This is a genomic window from Microcoleus sp. Pol12B3 (assembly GCF_036701355.1).
GTDB lineage: Bacteria > Cyanobacteriota > Cyanobacteriia > Cyanobacteriales > Microcoleaceae > Microcoleus.
Genome location: NZ_JAUBQS010000038.1, coordinates 33176 through 45832 on the forward strand (window position 1 = coordinate 33176; position 12657 = coordinate 45832).

Annotated in this window: 13 protein-coding genes; 8 read left to right on the top strand and 5 right to left on the bottom strand. The window is 45.4% G+C overall.

Annotation, left to right across the window (positions count from 1 at the left end):
• Positions 1-61: 61 nt before the first annotated feature.
• Both QUA53_RS19025 and QUA53_RS19030 read right to left on the bottom strand, forming a co-directional pair.
• Positions 62-370, bottom strand: a complete 309-nt coding sequence (locus QUA53_RS19025; RefSeq protein ID WP_006631236.1) for a carbon dioxide-concentrating mechanism protein CcmK — start codon at positions 368-370, stop codon at positions 62-64.
• 401 nt (positions 371-771) lie between these two features.
• The gene (locus tag QUA53_RS19030; protein WP_190661639.1) at positions 772-1089 is read right to left on the bottom strand and encodes a DUF3067 family protein; all 318 of its coding nucleotides are present in this window, start codon (positions 1087-1089) and stop codon (positions 772-774) included.
• A gap of 220 nt (positions 1090-1309) precedes the next feature.
• On the opposite strand from QUA53_RS19030, the gene petC reads away from it, so the two are divergent.
• The 6 genes from petC to QUA53_RS19060 all read left to right on the top strand — a co-directional run bounded on the left by petC (position 1310) and on the right by QUA53_RS19060 (position 6421).
• Complete coding sequence (petC, locus tag QUA53_RS19035; protein ID WP_333099179.1) at positions 1310-1852, top strand: cytochrome b6-f complex iron-sulfur subunit; 543 nt, start codon at positions 1310-1312, stop codon at positions 1850-1852.
• Positions 1853-2010: 158 nt separating this feature from the next.
• The gene (petA, locus tag QUA53_RS19040; RefSeq protein WP_333099177.1) at positions 2011-3000 is read left to right on the top strand and encodes a cytochrome f; all 990 of its coding nucleotides are present in this window, start codon (positions 2011-2013) and stop codon (positions 2998-3000) included.
• A 105-nt stretch (positions 3001-3105) separates the two neighbouring features.
• Positions 3106-3957 carry an alpha/beta fold hydrolase gene (locus QUA53_RS19045; protein ID WP_333099176.1) on the top strand — a complete coding sequence of 284 codons (852 nt, stop codon included), beginning with the start codon at positions 3106-3108 and terminating at the stop codon, positions 3955-3957.
• A 111-nt stretch (positions 3958-4068) separates the two neighbouring features.
• Entirely contained in the window at positions 4069-4521 is a 453-nt protein-coding gene (gene psbQ / locus QUA53_RS19050) for a photosystem II protein PsbQ (RefSeq protein WP_333099174.1), read from the top strand.
• A gap of 313 nt (positions 4522-4834) precedes the next feature.
• Positions 4835-5887 carry an FAD-dependent oxidoreductase gene (locus QUA53_RS19055; protein WP_333099172.1) on the top strand — a complete coding sequence of 351 codons (1053 nt, stop codon included), beginning with the start codon at positions 4835-4837 and terminating at the stop codon, positions 5885-5887.
• A 51-nt stretch (positions 5888-5938) separates the two neighbouring features.
• Positions 5939-6421, top strand: a complete 483-nt coding sequence (locus QUA53_RS19060; RefSeq protein WP_333099171.1) for a hypothetical protein — start codon at positions 5939-5941, stop codon at positions 6419-6421.
• A 195-nt stretch (positions 6422-6616) separates the two neighbouring features.
• On the opposite strand, the gene QUA53_RS19065 is transcribed toward QUA53_RS19060, so the two are convergent.
• Together QUA53_RS19065 and QUA53_RS19070 are read right to left on the bottom strand one after the other, a co-directional pair.
• Positions 6617-7033, bottom strand: a complete 417-nt coding sequence (locus QUA53_RS19065; RefSeq protein ID WP_333099170.1) for an NUDIX hydrolase — start codon at positions 7031-7033, stop codon at positions 6617-6619.
• Between the two features lie 279 nt (positions 7034-7312).
• Positions 7313-9949, bottom strand: a complete 2637-nt coding sequence (locus QUA53_RS19070; protein ID WP_333099169.1) for a M1 family metallopeptidase — start codon at positions 9947-9949, stop codon at positions 7313-7315.
• Positions 9950-10173: 224 nt separating this feature from the next.
• Between QUA53_RS19070 and QUA53_RS19075 the strand changes: the two genes are divergently transcribed.
• Together QUA53_RS19075 and cas6 are read left to right on the top strand one after the other, a co-directional pair.
• Complete coding sequence (locus QUA53_RS19075) at positions 10174-11256, top strand: class I fructose-bisphosphate aldolase (protein ID WP_333099168.1); 1083 nt, start codon at positions 10174-10176, stop codon at positions 11254-11256.
• 191 nt (positions 11257-11447) lie between these two features.
• Positions 11448-12329 (top strand): CRISPR-associated endoribonuclease Cas6, encoded by an 882-nt coding sequence (gene cas6 / locus QUA53_RS19080; protein ID WP_333099167.1) that lies wholly within the window; start codon positions 11448-11450, stop codon positions 12327-12329.
• Here the strand turns inward: cas6 and QUA53_RS19085 are convergent, their stop codons facing one another.
• Positions 12330-12656, bottom strand: coding sequence for an antibiotic biosynthesis monooxygenase (locus QUA53_RS19085; RefSeq protein WP_333099166.1), 327 nt, complete (start codon positions 12654-12656; stop codon positions 12330-12332).
• Position 12657 lies beyond the last annotated feature (1 nt).

A 12657-nucleotide genomic window follows, 5' to 3' on the forward strand; every position in this document is an offset into this window, starting at 1 on the left:
ATTCAATACAAAAGTAAATCTAAAATCTAAAATCTAAAATCTAAAATCTAAAATCGACTGACTACATTCGGAACTGTTCTACTTCGGGAGTGTAGCCGATCGGCAAAACGTAATCCAGATTCTCGTGAGGACGAGCAATTATGTGATACGATAGCAACTTTCCGCCATCGACCTTTTTAACTGATTCAATTCCAGCAGCAACGGCTGCTTGCACTTCAGAAACATCTCCTCGCACTATAATTGTCCAGTAGGCGCGGGTTATTTTCTCATAGCGAACTAAAGTAACACGGGCTGCTTTCACCATTGAGTCCGCAACTTCTACTGCAGCGGGAAATCCTAAGACTTCAACCATTCCCAGTGCAACACCCATTACAACATTCTCCTAAGTTTCACAAGATATCTGACCTTCATTGTATGTGAAATTGTTGACAGAAATTGGTTCCGATGATTTTGGTAAGAATGAAGGACGATCGCCCTAAATTAAAAAAGCCCCAGAAACTGTTGCGGCATTTAAATCCCACAGCAGGGCGCGCGCAGCAAAGCCCGCCACACAAGACTTTGAATCAAAATAACTGTGCAAATTAGATGCGCCACAGCTTAGTTTCTCACCAGCGGCAAGTCGTATGACAAGCTCGCCGATCGATTTTCGGGACTTTGGGCTCAACTAATCCAGCCGCGGCGCGACACAAAACTTTAGGGAACTTCCCCAGATCCCGGCTGTGGAGTCAATCTAAAAATCTAAAATCTAAAATCTAAAATCGACTGAGTGATTCAAAACTCGTCTAGCAACCACTCCGAGGCTCTTTCACCCAAATCTAGGGGAACGCTGACAGCTTTACCCAAGCGGGGGCGATCGCGAGTAGTTACGATATATTCTCTCACCTGTTCTGTGCTCCCCCAGCCGTTGAGGTAATTGGCCACTGCATCCAAATGCTCGAAATAATCAGCCTCCGTCATCGGAAAAGATGCCTGTTCTAAATATTTCCACATAACTTGCACAAAAATCTTGCCCCGTGTTCGCCGCAATCTGATATCGTAAGACTTTCCCCATTTTTCTAGCAGTAGCTGGTGTAAATCCTTGCCCGTCATGGTTACTCCTGAGTTAATCCATTAAACAATAAAAGACAAAGTTCAAAAAATGTAATAATACTCTAATAAAGGCTGGAAGGCGCATTCTTAAAAGGAATTTTCGCGGCCTAAAATTTGTGCGAGCAGATTAACGGCAATTATCCCAGTTGTCTGCACGTACAGGTTCGCTAACAGCTAACAGCTAACAAACAAACGTAACTTAAAACCGTAAAGGCAGGTCATGGCTCAATCTTCTGCTGGAAATCCCGATGTTCCCGATATGGGGCGTCGCCAATTTATGAATTTGCTGACGTTCGGTACAGTCACAGGTGTGGCACTGGGCGCACTCTATCCCGTTGTCCAATATTTTGTTCCTCCGGCGAGTGGGGCAGTTGGTGGCGGAGTGACAGCTAAAGATGCTTTGGGTAACGACATCATCGTTAGCGAATATTTGGCTTCGCACCCGGCGGGCGATCGCACCTTAGCCCAAGGTCTCAAAGGCGACCCCACTTATCTTGTGGTGAAAGAAGACCAATCTCTCGCCGACTACGGCATCAATGCAGTCTGCACTCACTTGGGTTGCGTCGTGCCTTGGAATGTTAGCGAAAACAAGTTTATCTGTCCTTGCCACGGTTCTCAATACAACAATGAGGGCAAAGTGGTACGCGGCCCAGCGCCTTTGTCTCTGGCCCTGGCCCACGCCACTGTCGCAGATGACAAGATCGCTTTGACACCTTGGAAAGAAACAGATTTCCGCACCGGCGAAGCACCTTGGTGGTCTTAAACTATTTTGGATTTTTGATTTGAGATTTTAGATAGGGGGTGAATGGTGAAAACCACAGATAATTGCATCCCTAAAGCAGTCTCAAAATCCAAAATCCAAAATCCAAAATCCAAAATCCAAAATCCAAAATTGTCTGACCTTTGAGATTGAATACTCTAATGCCACAAACTAATTTATCTGCGATATTTCGCCGCAGTGCCAGGACGATCGCGAAAACAGCCTTAATTGCGATCGCAGCCACAGCATTTTTCCTCACCAGCGACATCGCACTTCCCCAAGCAGCATTTGCTTACCCTTTCTGGGCTCAGCAAACTGCCCCCGCTACTCCCCGCGAAGCAACAGGCCGGATTGTTTGCGCTAACTGTCACCTCGGTGCAAAACCGACTGAAGTTGAAGTACCGCAATCTGTTTTGCCAGATACGGTGTTTGAAGCTATTGTCAAAGTTCCCTACGATACTAACGTTCAACAAGTTGGCGGCGACGGCAGCAAAAGCGGCTTGAATGTAGGCGCTGTAGTGATGTTGCCCGAGGGTTTCAAAATTGCTCCCGCTGACAGAATTCCCGAAGAAATGAAGGAAAAAGTCGGCGATCTTTACTTCCAACCTTACAGCGAAACCCAAGAAAATATTGTTTTAGTGGGTCCAGTACCGGGAGAACAGTATAAAGAATTGGTATTCCCAGTTTTGTCGCCGAATCCAGAAACTGACAAGTCCGTTCACTACGGCAAATACCAAATTTATGTTGGTGGCAACCGCGGCCGCGGTCAGGTTTATCCTACTGGCGAAAAGAGCAATAATACTGTTTACAATGCTTCGGTAGCTGGCACCATTTCTAAGATTGCTCAACCTGAAGATGGCGGTTATCAAGTGACTATTCAACCTGCCGAAGGTGCAGCGGTTGTTGATACGATTCCTGCAGGCCCAGAACTGATTGTTTCCGAAGGACAAACAGTTGCAGCAGGCGAACTTTTGACCAACAATCCTAATGTGGGTGGCTTCGGTCAAAAAGACGTGGAGATTGTGCTGCAAAGTGCAGGTCGAGTTAAAGGATTGATGGCTTTCGTGGCTATAACCATGCTGGCTCAAATCATGCTGGTTCTCAAGAAGAAACAGGTCGAAAAAGTTCAAGCTGCTGAAATGAATTTCTAAACGCGGCTGTAATTAGTTGGGTAAGGTGTTATATGCACACCCAACTATTAGGTAAGTAGGGCGGGTATTCCCCGCCTTATTCTTTGATAAATAACCAGTAAAATAATGTTAATTGATGAGAAGATAGTTGAAGTAGGCTCGCTGAAATGGTTTTATCGGGAAACAAATCCGCTTAACGAAACTGGTAAACCGCCCGTACTGCTGCTGCACGGTTTGCCGTCCCAGAGTTTTACCTGGACTGTAATTATGCCGGATTTGGCTGCACAGGGATTTAGATCGATCGCCCCTGATTGGGTGGGCTACGGGCGATCGACAAAACCAGACAAGCGCGACTTTGCTTACACTCCCGATGCTTTTGTTGACGCCCTCGCTGGCTTTATTCAAGCTATAGAATTAGACCGATTTTCCCTCGTTGTCCAAGGATTTTTAGCTTCAGCCGGCATTCAATACGCTTTACGCAATCCCGATAAAATTGATCGTCTAGCCATCATAAATACACCAGTTTCAGCAGATATCAAATTGCCTTGGAAAATGCAGCAGTTGGGGCTGCCTTTTATTGGCGACATGATGACGCAAGACCCGCTTTTGGTTGACAGAACTCTCGAAGGTGGCAGCCGCCAGACAATATCAGACAAGGATTTAGATGTTTACCGCAGCCCGTTTTTGAAGAGTTCGGATGCAGGTCGATCGCTGATGAATACAGTCCGCAATATTCAATTGCCGCAGTCAATGGCCGAAATTGAATCCGGCTTGAAAGGATGGACTCGACCAACTTTATTTGTCTGGGGTTTGACAGATCCTTGGCTGAGTGTTGAACCAGTTCAAAAGCTAGTCGGTTCCCTGCAAAATGCAGAGTTAGTCATACTGGAACAAGCGGGGCATTATCCTCAAGAACATTGGTCAGAAAAAGTTGGCAATTCTGTGATCACTTTTCTGCGCCGCCAGGAGGTAAAATAATATTTTGTACATAACTCTCGGTGCTAGGTCAGTGAACCAGCTCTTCGCCGAGCTGCATTCCCAGGCAGAGCCTGAGAACGAGAAATCTAAAATCTAAAATCTAAAATCGATATGACTCGTCCCCGTTCAATTTTTGCCTTGATGATGGCGTTTTTGATGGCATTTCTGGTTAGTTGCAGCAGTGTCGAAGCAAAAGTTCCAACGACTTACACAGCAGCCCAGACCCAGCAAATTCAGCGCTATGTTCCTACTTTGACAGAGTTCCGATCGCGCATGGATAAACTGGGAACCTTAATTCAAAAACGGAATTGGGTTGATACCAGAACTTTCATTCACGGGCCTCTAGGCGACTTGCGAAACACCATGAAAACCGTCTCTGCGAGTTTGTTGCCTAGTTCTCAACAACAAGCGGTTGATTTAACTAAGAGTTTGTTTACCGAGTTGGTTAACATCGATCTTGCTGCTAAAGAGCTTGACTATGCAAAAGTCACGGCCAGCTATCAAAAAGCTGTCAATGATTTCGATACCTTCTTGCAGCTAATTCCTAAAGCTATTAAGCTTTAGGGGTTTGTAGGCTTGGCAGTTGATGGGTGTCAAATTAAGACTGAAACCCATAATAAATATCGCTTGTAGTCGAGTCTAGATCCCCCCTAGCACCCCTTATTAAGGGGGGGACAAGAGTATTCAAACTCCACCTTAAAAAAGGGGGGCAGAGCATTCAAAGTCCCCTTTTTTAAGGGGGATTTAGGGGGATCGAGACTTCGAGACAAACGATAAAAACAGAGGATTTTACTGTGAATTAGACACGCTTTGCGCTCAGAACCCTACAAAAAACTTATATCAAATCTAAAATCTAAAATCTAAAATCTAAAATTCAATGGTTCGTGTTGCAATTATTGGATGTGGTATTGTTGGAGCGTCGATCGCCTTTGAACTAAGTCAATTTCCCGAACTGAAAGTTACTGTGTTCGACAAACAGCCGCCGGCCCAAGGTTCTACTGGCGCTGCACTCGGTGTTTTGATGGGAGTTATCAGCCACAAAACTAAGGGCAGAAATTGGCAGTTGAGGGAAGCCAGCCTTCAGCGCTACGAAACTTTGATTCCAGAATTGGAAGCAGTTACGGGGCGAAAAATTCCTTTTAACAAACAAGGAATTTTAATGCTTTGTTCCGAGGGAGAGGATTTAATTAAGTGGGAAAATTTGATAGCAACTCGCCGTTCTCAAGGTTGGCAATTGGAACTTTGGGATGTGGAACGAGTGCGCGAGCTCTGCCCTCATCTCTATTTAAATGATAAGATTATTGCTGCGATTTATTCGCCTCAAGACAGGCAAGTCGATCCGACGGCGCTAACCTTGGCTTTGGTTGATGCTGCTGAACGAAATGGGGTGATTTTTGAGTTTGGGGTGCCCGTTGAAGCAGCGGAGATTGCTGCTAGTTTAAAGTTCGATCGGCTAATTGTGGCGGCTGGTTTGGGTTCTGCTGCTGTGACTGCATCTTTAAATCAGTTGGTTGACATTCGCCCGGTGTTGGGACAAGCGCTGCATTTGCGATCGGCCAAGCCTTTAGGAAACCCTGATTTTACGCCAGTAATTACTTGCGATGACGTTCACATTGTGCCTTTGGGAAATCACGAATTTTGGGTGGGGGCGACGGTCGAGTTTTCCGAAAATGGCGGGGAAATTCAGGCGAATGCTGATATGTTGGGGGAAGTGATGGCGAGGGCGAGATCACTTTGTCCGGCCTTAGCAGAAGCTGAAATCATCAGGAAATGGTCGGGATTGCGCCCGCGGCCGGAAGGGCGGCCGGCCCCAATTATCGAGACGCTTCCCGGTAACGATCACGTTCTCATCGCCAGCGGCCACTATCGCAACGGTGTTCTGCTGGCCCCTGCAACAGCGCGATCGATTCGAGAAATGATTTTGCAATAATTAACAAATGTTAATACAATCAAGACAGCCATTAATATCTTACATCTAAATATGTCCGACAAACCTTTAGGTAAACCCCGCTCTTTGTGGCGAGTAATTTTGCTGGCTGGAGTCAGCTTGCTGCTATATTACGGATGGTACAAATGGATTATTCAAGAAGAATTGCGTCGCTATAACGGCAGCGGTTGGTCAGGAACCCTTTGCTTGCTTCCCTTTGTTTTAGGAGTAGCCGTCCCCCAAGCTTTGCGGATATTCGACCCTGACGTTCCCGGATGGTTTGGTTGGTTTTCCTTGCTAGGTATTGCTTGGATTTACATCGTGCAGTTCAAACTTTACAAGACAGTTAATGAATTGTACCGCCAAGAAGGAATCAAAGAACCGCTAACCGTTTGGTGGATTTTTGTACCCGGTTTAAATTTAGTTGTCGGCTTGCGACAAATTCACTTTTTGAGCCTGTTTTGGGCGAGACAACAGGGAATAGAAATTAAGGATAACTTAGCCGAAAGCATTCCTTTCCTCTCAGCTAACGCTTAAGGGGAAACTTTTTACACTGATATCATAAGTTTGTAGGATGCGCCAGTAATCATAGCTCGATTTTCCAATCATTTAGCTGACGGACGCACCCTACAAGTTTATACTAAGAGTAAAAAGTGGTTTGACGCACGAATTATGGCGCTAAGATTCGCCTCAGCGCACATTAGATCATTAGGTTCTGCATCCATGACTGAATCACCAGAACCGATTTGGCAAATCCGCAAGAATGAGTTTGAGTTCCGGTTCGTTAACCCGCTTAATTGCTTTAGGAATACTTACCCACTGCCGCTTTCTCTTGCTAGCTTCCGGCCAAATTTCCAGAACTGCTTGCACTTTCATTAAAAATACTCCTACCTGACAAATATAGCCGGACTTTTGATACTCGTAAGTTCCCAGCAAATCCGGGAACACTTTACCCAACAAACCTGCTTCTTCCCAAGCTTCCTTGGCGGCGGAATCTTGGGGAGTCATGTCAGGTTCAATTAATCCTTTAGGAATCACCCAGCGCTTGCTAGCCGAAGAAGTAATCACCATTACTTCAATTTGTCCGTCTTGAATGCGATAGGGAATTACCCCCGATTGCTCAATCAGTAAAGCGGTTTTTATACTCATTATTTATGCAATATGTCTGGGTGCAAAAGCTGCTGCAACCTCATTAACTGTTTACACTAAAAAATAAACATTGCATCCCGATCCTAGATGAGTCCCTATTTTAGAGAAGAACAAAGTGAGGAATAGAGATATTTGGCTTTTAGAGTTTGTGGAAAGTAGCAAATTTAAATGCACTCCCGCTGAACAATAATATTATTATAATAACTAGGCGTCATCCTCTACCGACAAGCAGATAAAAGCCGATCGCCAATATCTGCCTTTATCTGCGTTGGGAGGATTTTACACCGAATCTTTCTTCGCCTTAGCCTCCAAATTTTCCATCCGACTCCTCAAATCTTGATTCTCCTTTTTCACCTGGTCTAATTCCTCCCGCAACTGCTTTACCGCTGCATCAGAACCAGCATTTTTCTGCACTCTTTGCACAGCTTCATCAGCCATGCGGCGGACGCGGCCATCGGGGGTTTGGTCAGCTAAAGAACGCAAAATGCGAATTGCTTTGCGAGTTTGCATTTGTCCTAGGCCCGCTACTACAGAAACTTGAGTCAAGAAAAACGTCTCTTTAGATAATTCTGCCAATCGCTGCAAAATCCGTTCTAAATTGACTTTGGTTTGGCCAGTCGAAATTGTGCCCAAAGATCGAATTGCAGCCAAGCGCAAAGCTTGCGGAGTACCTGCGGCGGTGTATTTCAAAATTAGATTCAGCGCATCTTCAGAAGTTTTCATGTGCGCCAAACCTGCGATCGCACCCGATCGCACTACCTCATTCCAGCCCTGACGCTCTTTTAGCACCAATTTTAACTCTTTCAGTACCTGTTCGTCGGTCGGTTTTTCGTCCGGGTTAGCCCCTGCAATGGCGCCCATAGCACTCGCTGCTGCTGCTTCTACGTAATAGCTGTCGTCGCCTTTTTCGACGATCGACCTCAGCGCTTTATAAGTTTCGTGAGTTTGGATTTTACCCAGCGCATTCACCACAGCGCGACGAACACGAGCATCTTTATCTTTTAAACCACTTACTAAACCTTCAAAAACTTGGTCGAGTTTAATTTCAGCTAACTGACCGGCAACTTCGGCCCGTACTGCCCAGAACGGCTCTTTTTTGAGAACTTCTGACAGCGTTTTCACCGCTTCCAGCCCTCCCTTTTTCGCCAAAGCGTGGGCCGCATAAATCCGGGAAACCGGGTCTGGATCGAATTGCAACTGAGCTTTTAGTTCTGCAACTCCATACTCTAACGCAACAGTTTTTAAGTATTTATTGCCTACATCAAAACTGATAAATGCTGGCTTCTGTTCAAGGGGAAAATAGAAGCTTTGCTCGCGCTCATGCACTCGGACTGTGAAAGTTTTTAGGTTGGGGTTTGAACGTGCCCAACTGTCATGGTCTGCTTCTTTTTCTGGCTTGTAACCGAAGCCGATCGGGATTTTCAAATCGAATACATCTTTGCTGTTGCCGTTGCCATTTTTGCTGTCTTTTACCTGAGTTTGGGTGACAGTCACTTTTGCTAATTTGCTGTCGCCATCCCAGGAATAAACAACTTTATAATCTGGATGACCGCCACGATAAACGTACTGGTCAAACAAAAACATGAGATTGCGACCAGTAGCCTTTTCTATCGCCCTGAGCAGATCGATGGTTTCTACAGTTTTGTGAGCGTTATCCCGCACAAAAGTATGAATTGCTTTGTAAAATAATTCGTCGCCCAACTCGGCGCGAATCATGTGATAAACGCAAGCGCCTTTTTCGTACAAATGGCGATCGTACAATTCAATGGCTTCGCGGTAAACGTGAGTAACGATCGGGCGGCGGTAGCGGGAACTATCTTCAGCTAAATAATTGCGGGCTTCATTTAACATATAGTAAGCCGCGTCTTCTTTGCCGTATTCTTTGTCAGTCCACAGCACCTCGGAATAAGAAGCCATGCCTTCTTTTAGCCAAGCATGAGACCAATGTTTAATTACTACTAAATCGCCGAACCACTGGTGAGCGAGTTCGTGGGCGACTAAGCTTTCAGTACCTCGATTGTCGAGGGCGGCACGTTCATCTAACAAGCACCTATCTGTCAGCAAAGTTGTCGAAGTATTTTCCATACCGCCGAAGATGAAATCATCGACGCAGACTTGAGCGTATTTGGGAAAAGGGTAAGGATAGCCAAATGCTTGAGAGAAGAATTCAATCATTTGAGGCGTTTTGCCCATGCTGCGCTTAGCGTCTGCTTCGCGACTTCTTTCCACGTAATAATTAACTGCTTTGCCGTTCCATTCGTCTTTAATTTCGGCAAAATCTCCGACTGCTAAGGTCATTAAATATGTCGGGTGTACCTGGGTTTGGGACCAGTGATAAATTTTATCGTCGCCTTCGTTTTTTGTACTAATTAATTCGCCGTTGGAAATAGCAAATAGTTGTCTCGGAACTTGCACTCGAATTTCCGAAGTAGCGAGTTGTCCAGGATAGTCGAAACAGGGAAACCAGAAGCGGGAATCTTCATCTTCGCCTTGAGTCCAAACTTGTGTTGGTTTGTCTGGATAGTGTTTGTCCGGACCGACAAAATAGAGACCGCGCTGGGGTTTTTCGACGGAGTATTCGATCGCAATTGTAATTGGTTGGTAAGCTTCGGTTGGTTCGTGTAGTTGAATTTGCAGCACTTCGCCATCGCTGTCGAAATTTTGCTCAATTTCGCCGACTTTTACTGATTTAATATTCAGGTTTACAGCATCTAAGGTTAATTTGTCAATACCGCTGCGGACTGGATTGATGCGGATGCTGCAAGTGCCACGAAAGCTTTGTTTGGGAATATTCAGCACTAAGTCGAGGAAAATGTGCTCTACTTGGCCGGGGCGATCGGGGTTGTAGTGGGGCCGGGCACCGGGCATCTCGAAGGATTTGTGACCGTTTTCAGAATCAAAGTAAGTGTGTGACATTGTGATGGCAAAGTTGTGAGTCGATCGGCGATCGCTGGCAGCGCAGATCCGGCTGAACTGCCAGCTTATTATAGAGTAGCGCGTCCTAGCTGCTGTTGTCGCTAACTTGTTAAAAACTGGTTCTAGGGTTGAGGGGATGGAAAATATGATTTTTTCGCTACAATATCAGCAAGGTTAATGTCTGCAATCATCAGCCTGTAATTGAAATTCAGAGGGAAATCTGTATGACAGCTACACTATCAGTTCCCAATTCCATCGAGTCTTGGCTTGGCGACGAAGCCGAAGACTTGCTCACCCATCAAGCAAAAGTTTCTAAAGATTTGTTGCACCTGCCGGGCCCGGATTGGGTCGATCGCATTTTTGCTCAAACAGATCGATCTCCTCAAGTTTTGCGATCGCTTCAGCAACTCTATTCTAGCGGACGCTTGGCAAATACCGGCTATTTATCCATCCTGCCAGTAGACCAAGGAATCGAACACTCGGCGGCCGCTTCTTTTGCACCGAATCCCATCTATTTTGACAGCGAAAATATCATTAAATTAGCAATTTCAGCTGGCTGCAATGCGGTCGCGACAACGCTGGGAGTTTTGGGAAGTGTATCTCGCAAATACGCGCATAAAATCCCTTTTATTGTCAAGCTCAATCACAACGAGTTGCTGACTTATCCCAATCAATTCGATCAAATAATGTTTGCGACCGTCGAGCAAGCTTGGAATTTGGGAGCAGTTGCAGTGGGAGCAACAATTTATTTTGGTTCTCCGGAATCGACGCGACAAATCCAAGAAGTCAGTCAAGCTTTTGCTCACGCTCACGAATACGGAATGGCGACAATTTTGTGGTGCTATCTCCGCAACGATATCTTTAAACAAGACAAAGATTATCATGTGGCAGCCGATTTAACCGGGCAAGCAAATCACTTGGGAGTGACAATTCAAGCTGACATTATCAAGCAGAAATTGCCAGAATGCAACAACGGCTATGGAGCAGTTGCTAAAGCAAGTGGCAATAGTTACGGCAAAACCGACAAGCGCGTTTATTCGGATTTGACAACGGATCACCCGATCGATCTAACTCGCTATCAAGTGCTCAACTGTTATGCGGGAAGGATGGGTTTAATTAACTCCGGCGGTGCTTCCGGGAAAAGCGATTTTGCAGAAGCAATTCGCACGGCGGTAATCAACAAGCGCGCTGGCGGCTGTGGCTTAATTTCCGGCCGCAAAACTTTTCAGCGTCCTTTTGAAGAAGGCGTAAAATTGTTCAACGCTATCCAAGACGTTTATTTGTCGCCAGAAATCTCGATCGCCTAAAAATTTACCGCACAGAGATTTGCCTCTATATCACAACCTAAACGTAGGGTGCGCACTGCGCACAAATCTTCCTAAACGTAAGGTGCGCAGTGCGCACCTTACCTTCTTGAGATTGGTTAATATAAGTTGCAACTTAGGTGTAATCTTAATACTAGCTGAACATTTCTAAAGACACAGTAAACAATTTAAAAATGCCCCACAGCCTTGTTTTAAACCTGCTGCCAGTTGCACCAATTCCATCCCAGTTTTTAACGGGACGGCACCTCCACGCTTTATTTCTCAACTTGGTGAGTGCTGTAGACAGCGATTTGAGCGCTTACTTGCACGACCAATCTCATGAAAAAGCTTTCACTTTAAGCCCTTTTCAAGTAAGCAGAAAAGAGGCTTATAAAAGCAGTACGCCACAGCCACAAAAGAGAGTTTTGCCTCCGGCTTCCCGCACAATTCCGCAGACTGTACAGTGGGAACACAAGCAAGCAATTCAGGAAAATACGCCGATTTGGTGGCGAATTACTCTGCTGGATGACGATTTGTGCGATCGCCTAACTCAACTTTGGCAGCAACTTAATTTCGAGCGCCCTTGGCATCTCGGCCCGACAAATATATACATTACTAATATTTTGAGCGAACCGCAATCAAACCAGCCTTGGGTAAACTTTTGTACTTACGCCGAATTGTTCGATAGAGCTTCGGAAACTGAGCGCCAAATTGCTTTTACTTTTTGCACTCCTACTAATTTTCGGCAAGGTGTATACGATAGTGCTATGCCCACTCGTGAAAGTATTTTCGGCAGTTTAGCGAATCGCTGGAACAAGTACAGCAGGATTGCGATCGAACCTACTTTCACAGAAGCTATTTTTCCCAATTTCTTCGATATCCGAACCGAAGTTTGTACGGATTCTCGCAGTAAATTTATTGGCTGCGTCGGCGATATTAGTTACCGAGTTATGGGAGATCTAGCTCCTGCTACTATCAAGCAAATTAACACTTTAGCAGATTTTGCGCTTTACAGCGGAGTCGGGCGAAAAACGCCGATGGGTATGGGAATGACGCGCAGGTTGCAAAATTTTTAATCATTCACTTTTGGGCTGAATTTCACTGACGATTTCATAAACATTAGTGTCTGGTATTTTCGCAAACAAAGGCGTCATCTGCTTCAATATTTCCTGATAAGCTTCGCTTTGATTGGCTGCCATATCTTCTACGCTTTCCCAAAAAATGATGGCAATACCTTTGTCTGTATTGGGCAATTGCAGCAGGTAGGCTCCCTTAAAACCTGTGGCATAAGTTGCAACGGCTTTTTCAAAAAGTTGTTCTGCAGCTTCAAATTTTCCCGGTTTAAATTCGCCAAGGGCAACGTAGGCAAACTGATGTCTGAGAAAGTCTAGAAATTCTGACATA

What these genes read in the sequence shown, in the direction of transcription:
- QUA53_RS19025 (WP_006631236.1), bottom strand. Translation starts at nt 370, where the DNA reads ATGGGTGTTGCACTGGGAATGGTTGAAGTCTTAGGATTTCCCGCTGCA.
- QUA53_RS19030 (WP_190661639.1), bottom strand. Translation starts at nt 1,089, where the DNA reads ATGACGGGCAAGGATTTACACCAGCTACTGCTAGAAAAATGGGGAAAG.
- petC (WP_333099179.1), top strand. Translation starts at nt 1,310, where the DNA reads ATGGCTCAATCTTCTGCTGGAAATCCCGATGTTCCCGATATGGGGCGT.
- petA (WP_333099177.1), top strand. Translation starts at nt 2,011, where the DNA reads ATGCCACAAACTAATTTATCTGCGATATTTCGCCGCAGTGCCAGGACG.
- QUA53_RS19045 (WP_333099176.1), top strand. Translation starts at nt 3,106, where the DNA reads ATGTTAATTGATGAGAAGATAGTTGAAGTAGGCTCGCTGAAATGGTTT.
- psbQ (WP_333099174.1), top strand. Translation starts at nt 4,069, where the DNA reads ATGACTCGTCCCCGTTCAATTTTTGCCTTGATGATGGCGTTTTTGATG.
- QUA53_RS19055 (WP_333099172.1), top strand. Translation starts at nt 4,835, where the DNA reads ATGGTTCGTGTTGCAATTATTGGATGTGGTATTGTTGGAGCGTCGATC.
- QUA53_RS19060 (WP_333099171.1), top strand. Translation starts at nt 5,939, where the DNA reads ATGTCCGACAAACCTTTAGGTAAACCCCGCTCTTTGTGGCGAGTAATT.
- QUA53_RS19065 (WP_333099170.1), bottom strand. Translation starts at nt 7,033, where the DNA reads ATGAGTATAAAAACCGCTTTACTGATTGAGCAATCGGGGGTAATTCCC.
- QUA53_RS19070 (WP_333099169.1), bottom strand. Translation starts at nt 9,949, where the DNA reads ATGTCACACACTTACTTTGATTCTGAAAACGGTCACAAATCCTTCGAG.
- QUA53_RS19075 (WP_333099168.1), top strand. Translation starts at nt 10,174, where the DNA reads ATGACAGCTACACTATCAGTTCCCAATTCCATCGAGTCTTGGCTTGGC.
- cas6 (WP_333099167.1), top strand. Translation starts at nt 11,448, where the DNA reads ATGCCCCACAGCCTTGTTTTAAACCTGCTGCCAGTTGCACCAATTCCA.
- QUA53_RS19085 (WP_333099166.1), bottom strand. Translation starts at nt 12,656, where the DNA reads ATGTCAGAATTTCTAGACTTTCTCAGACATCAGTTTGCCTACGTTGCC.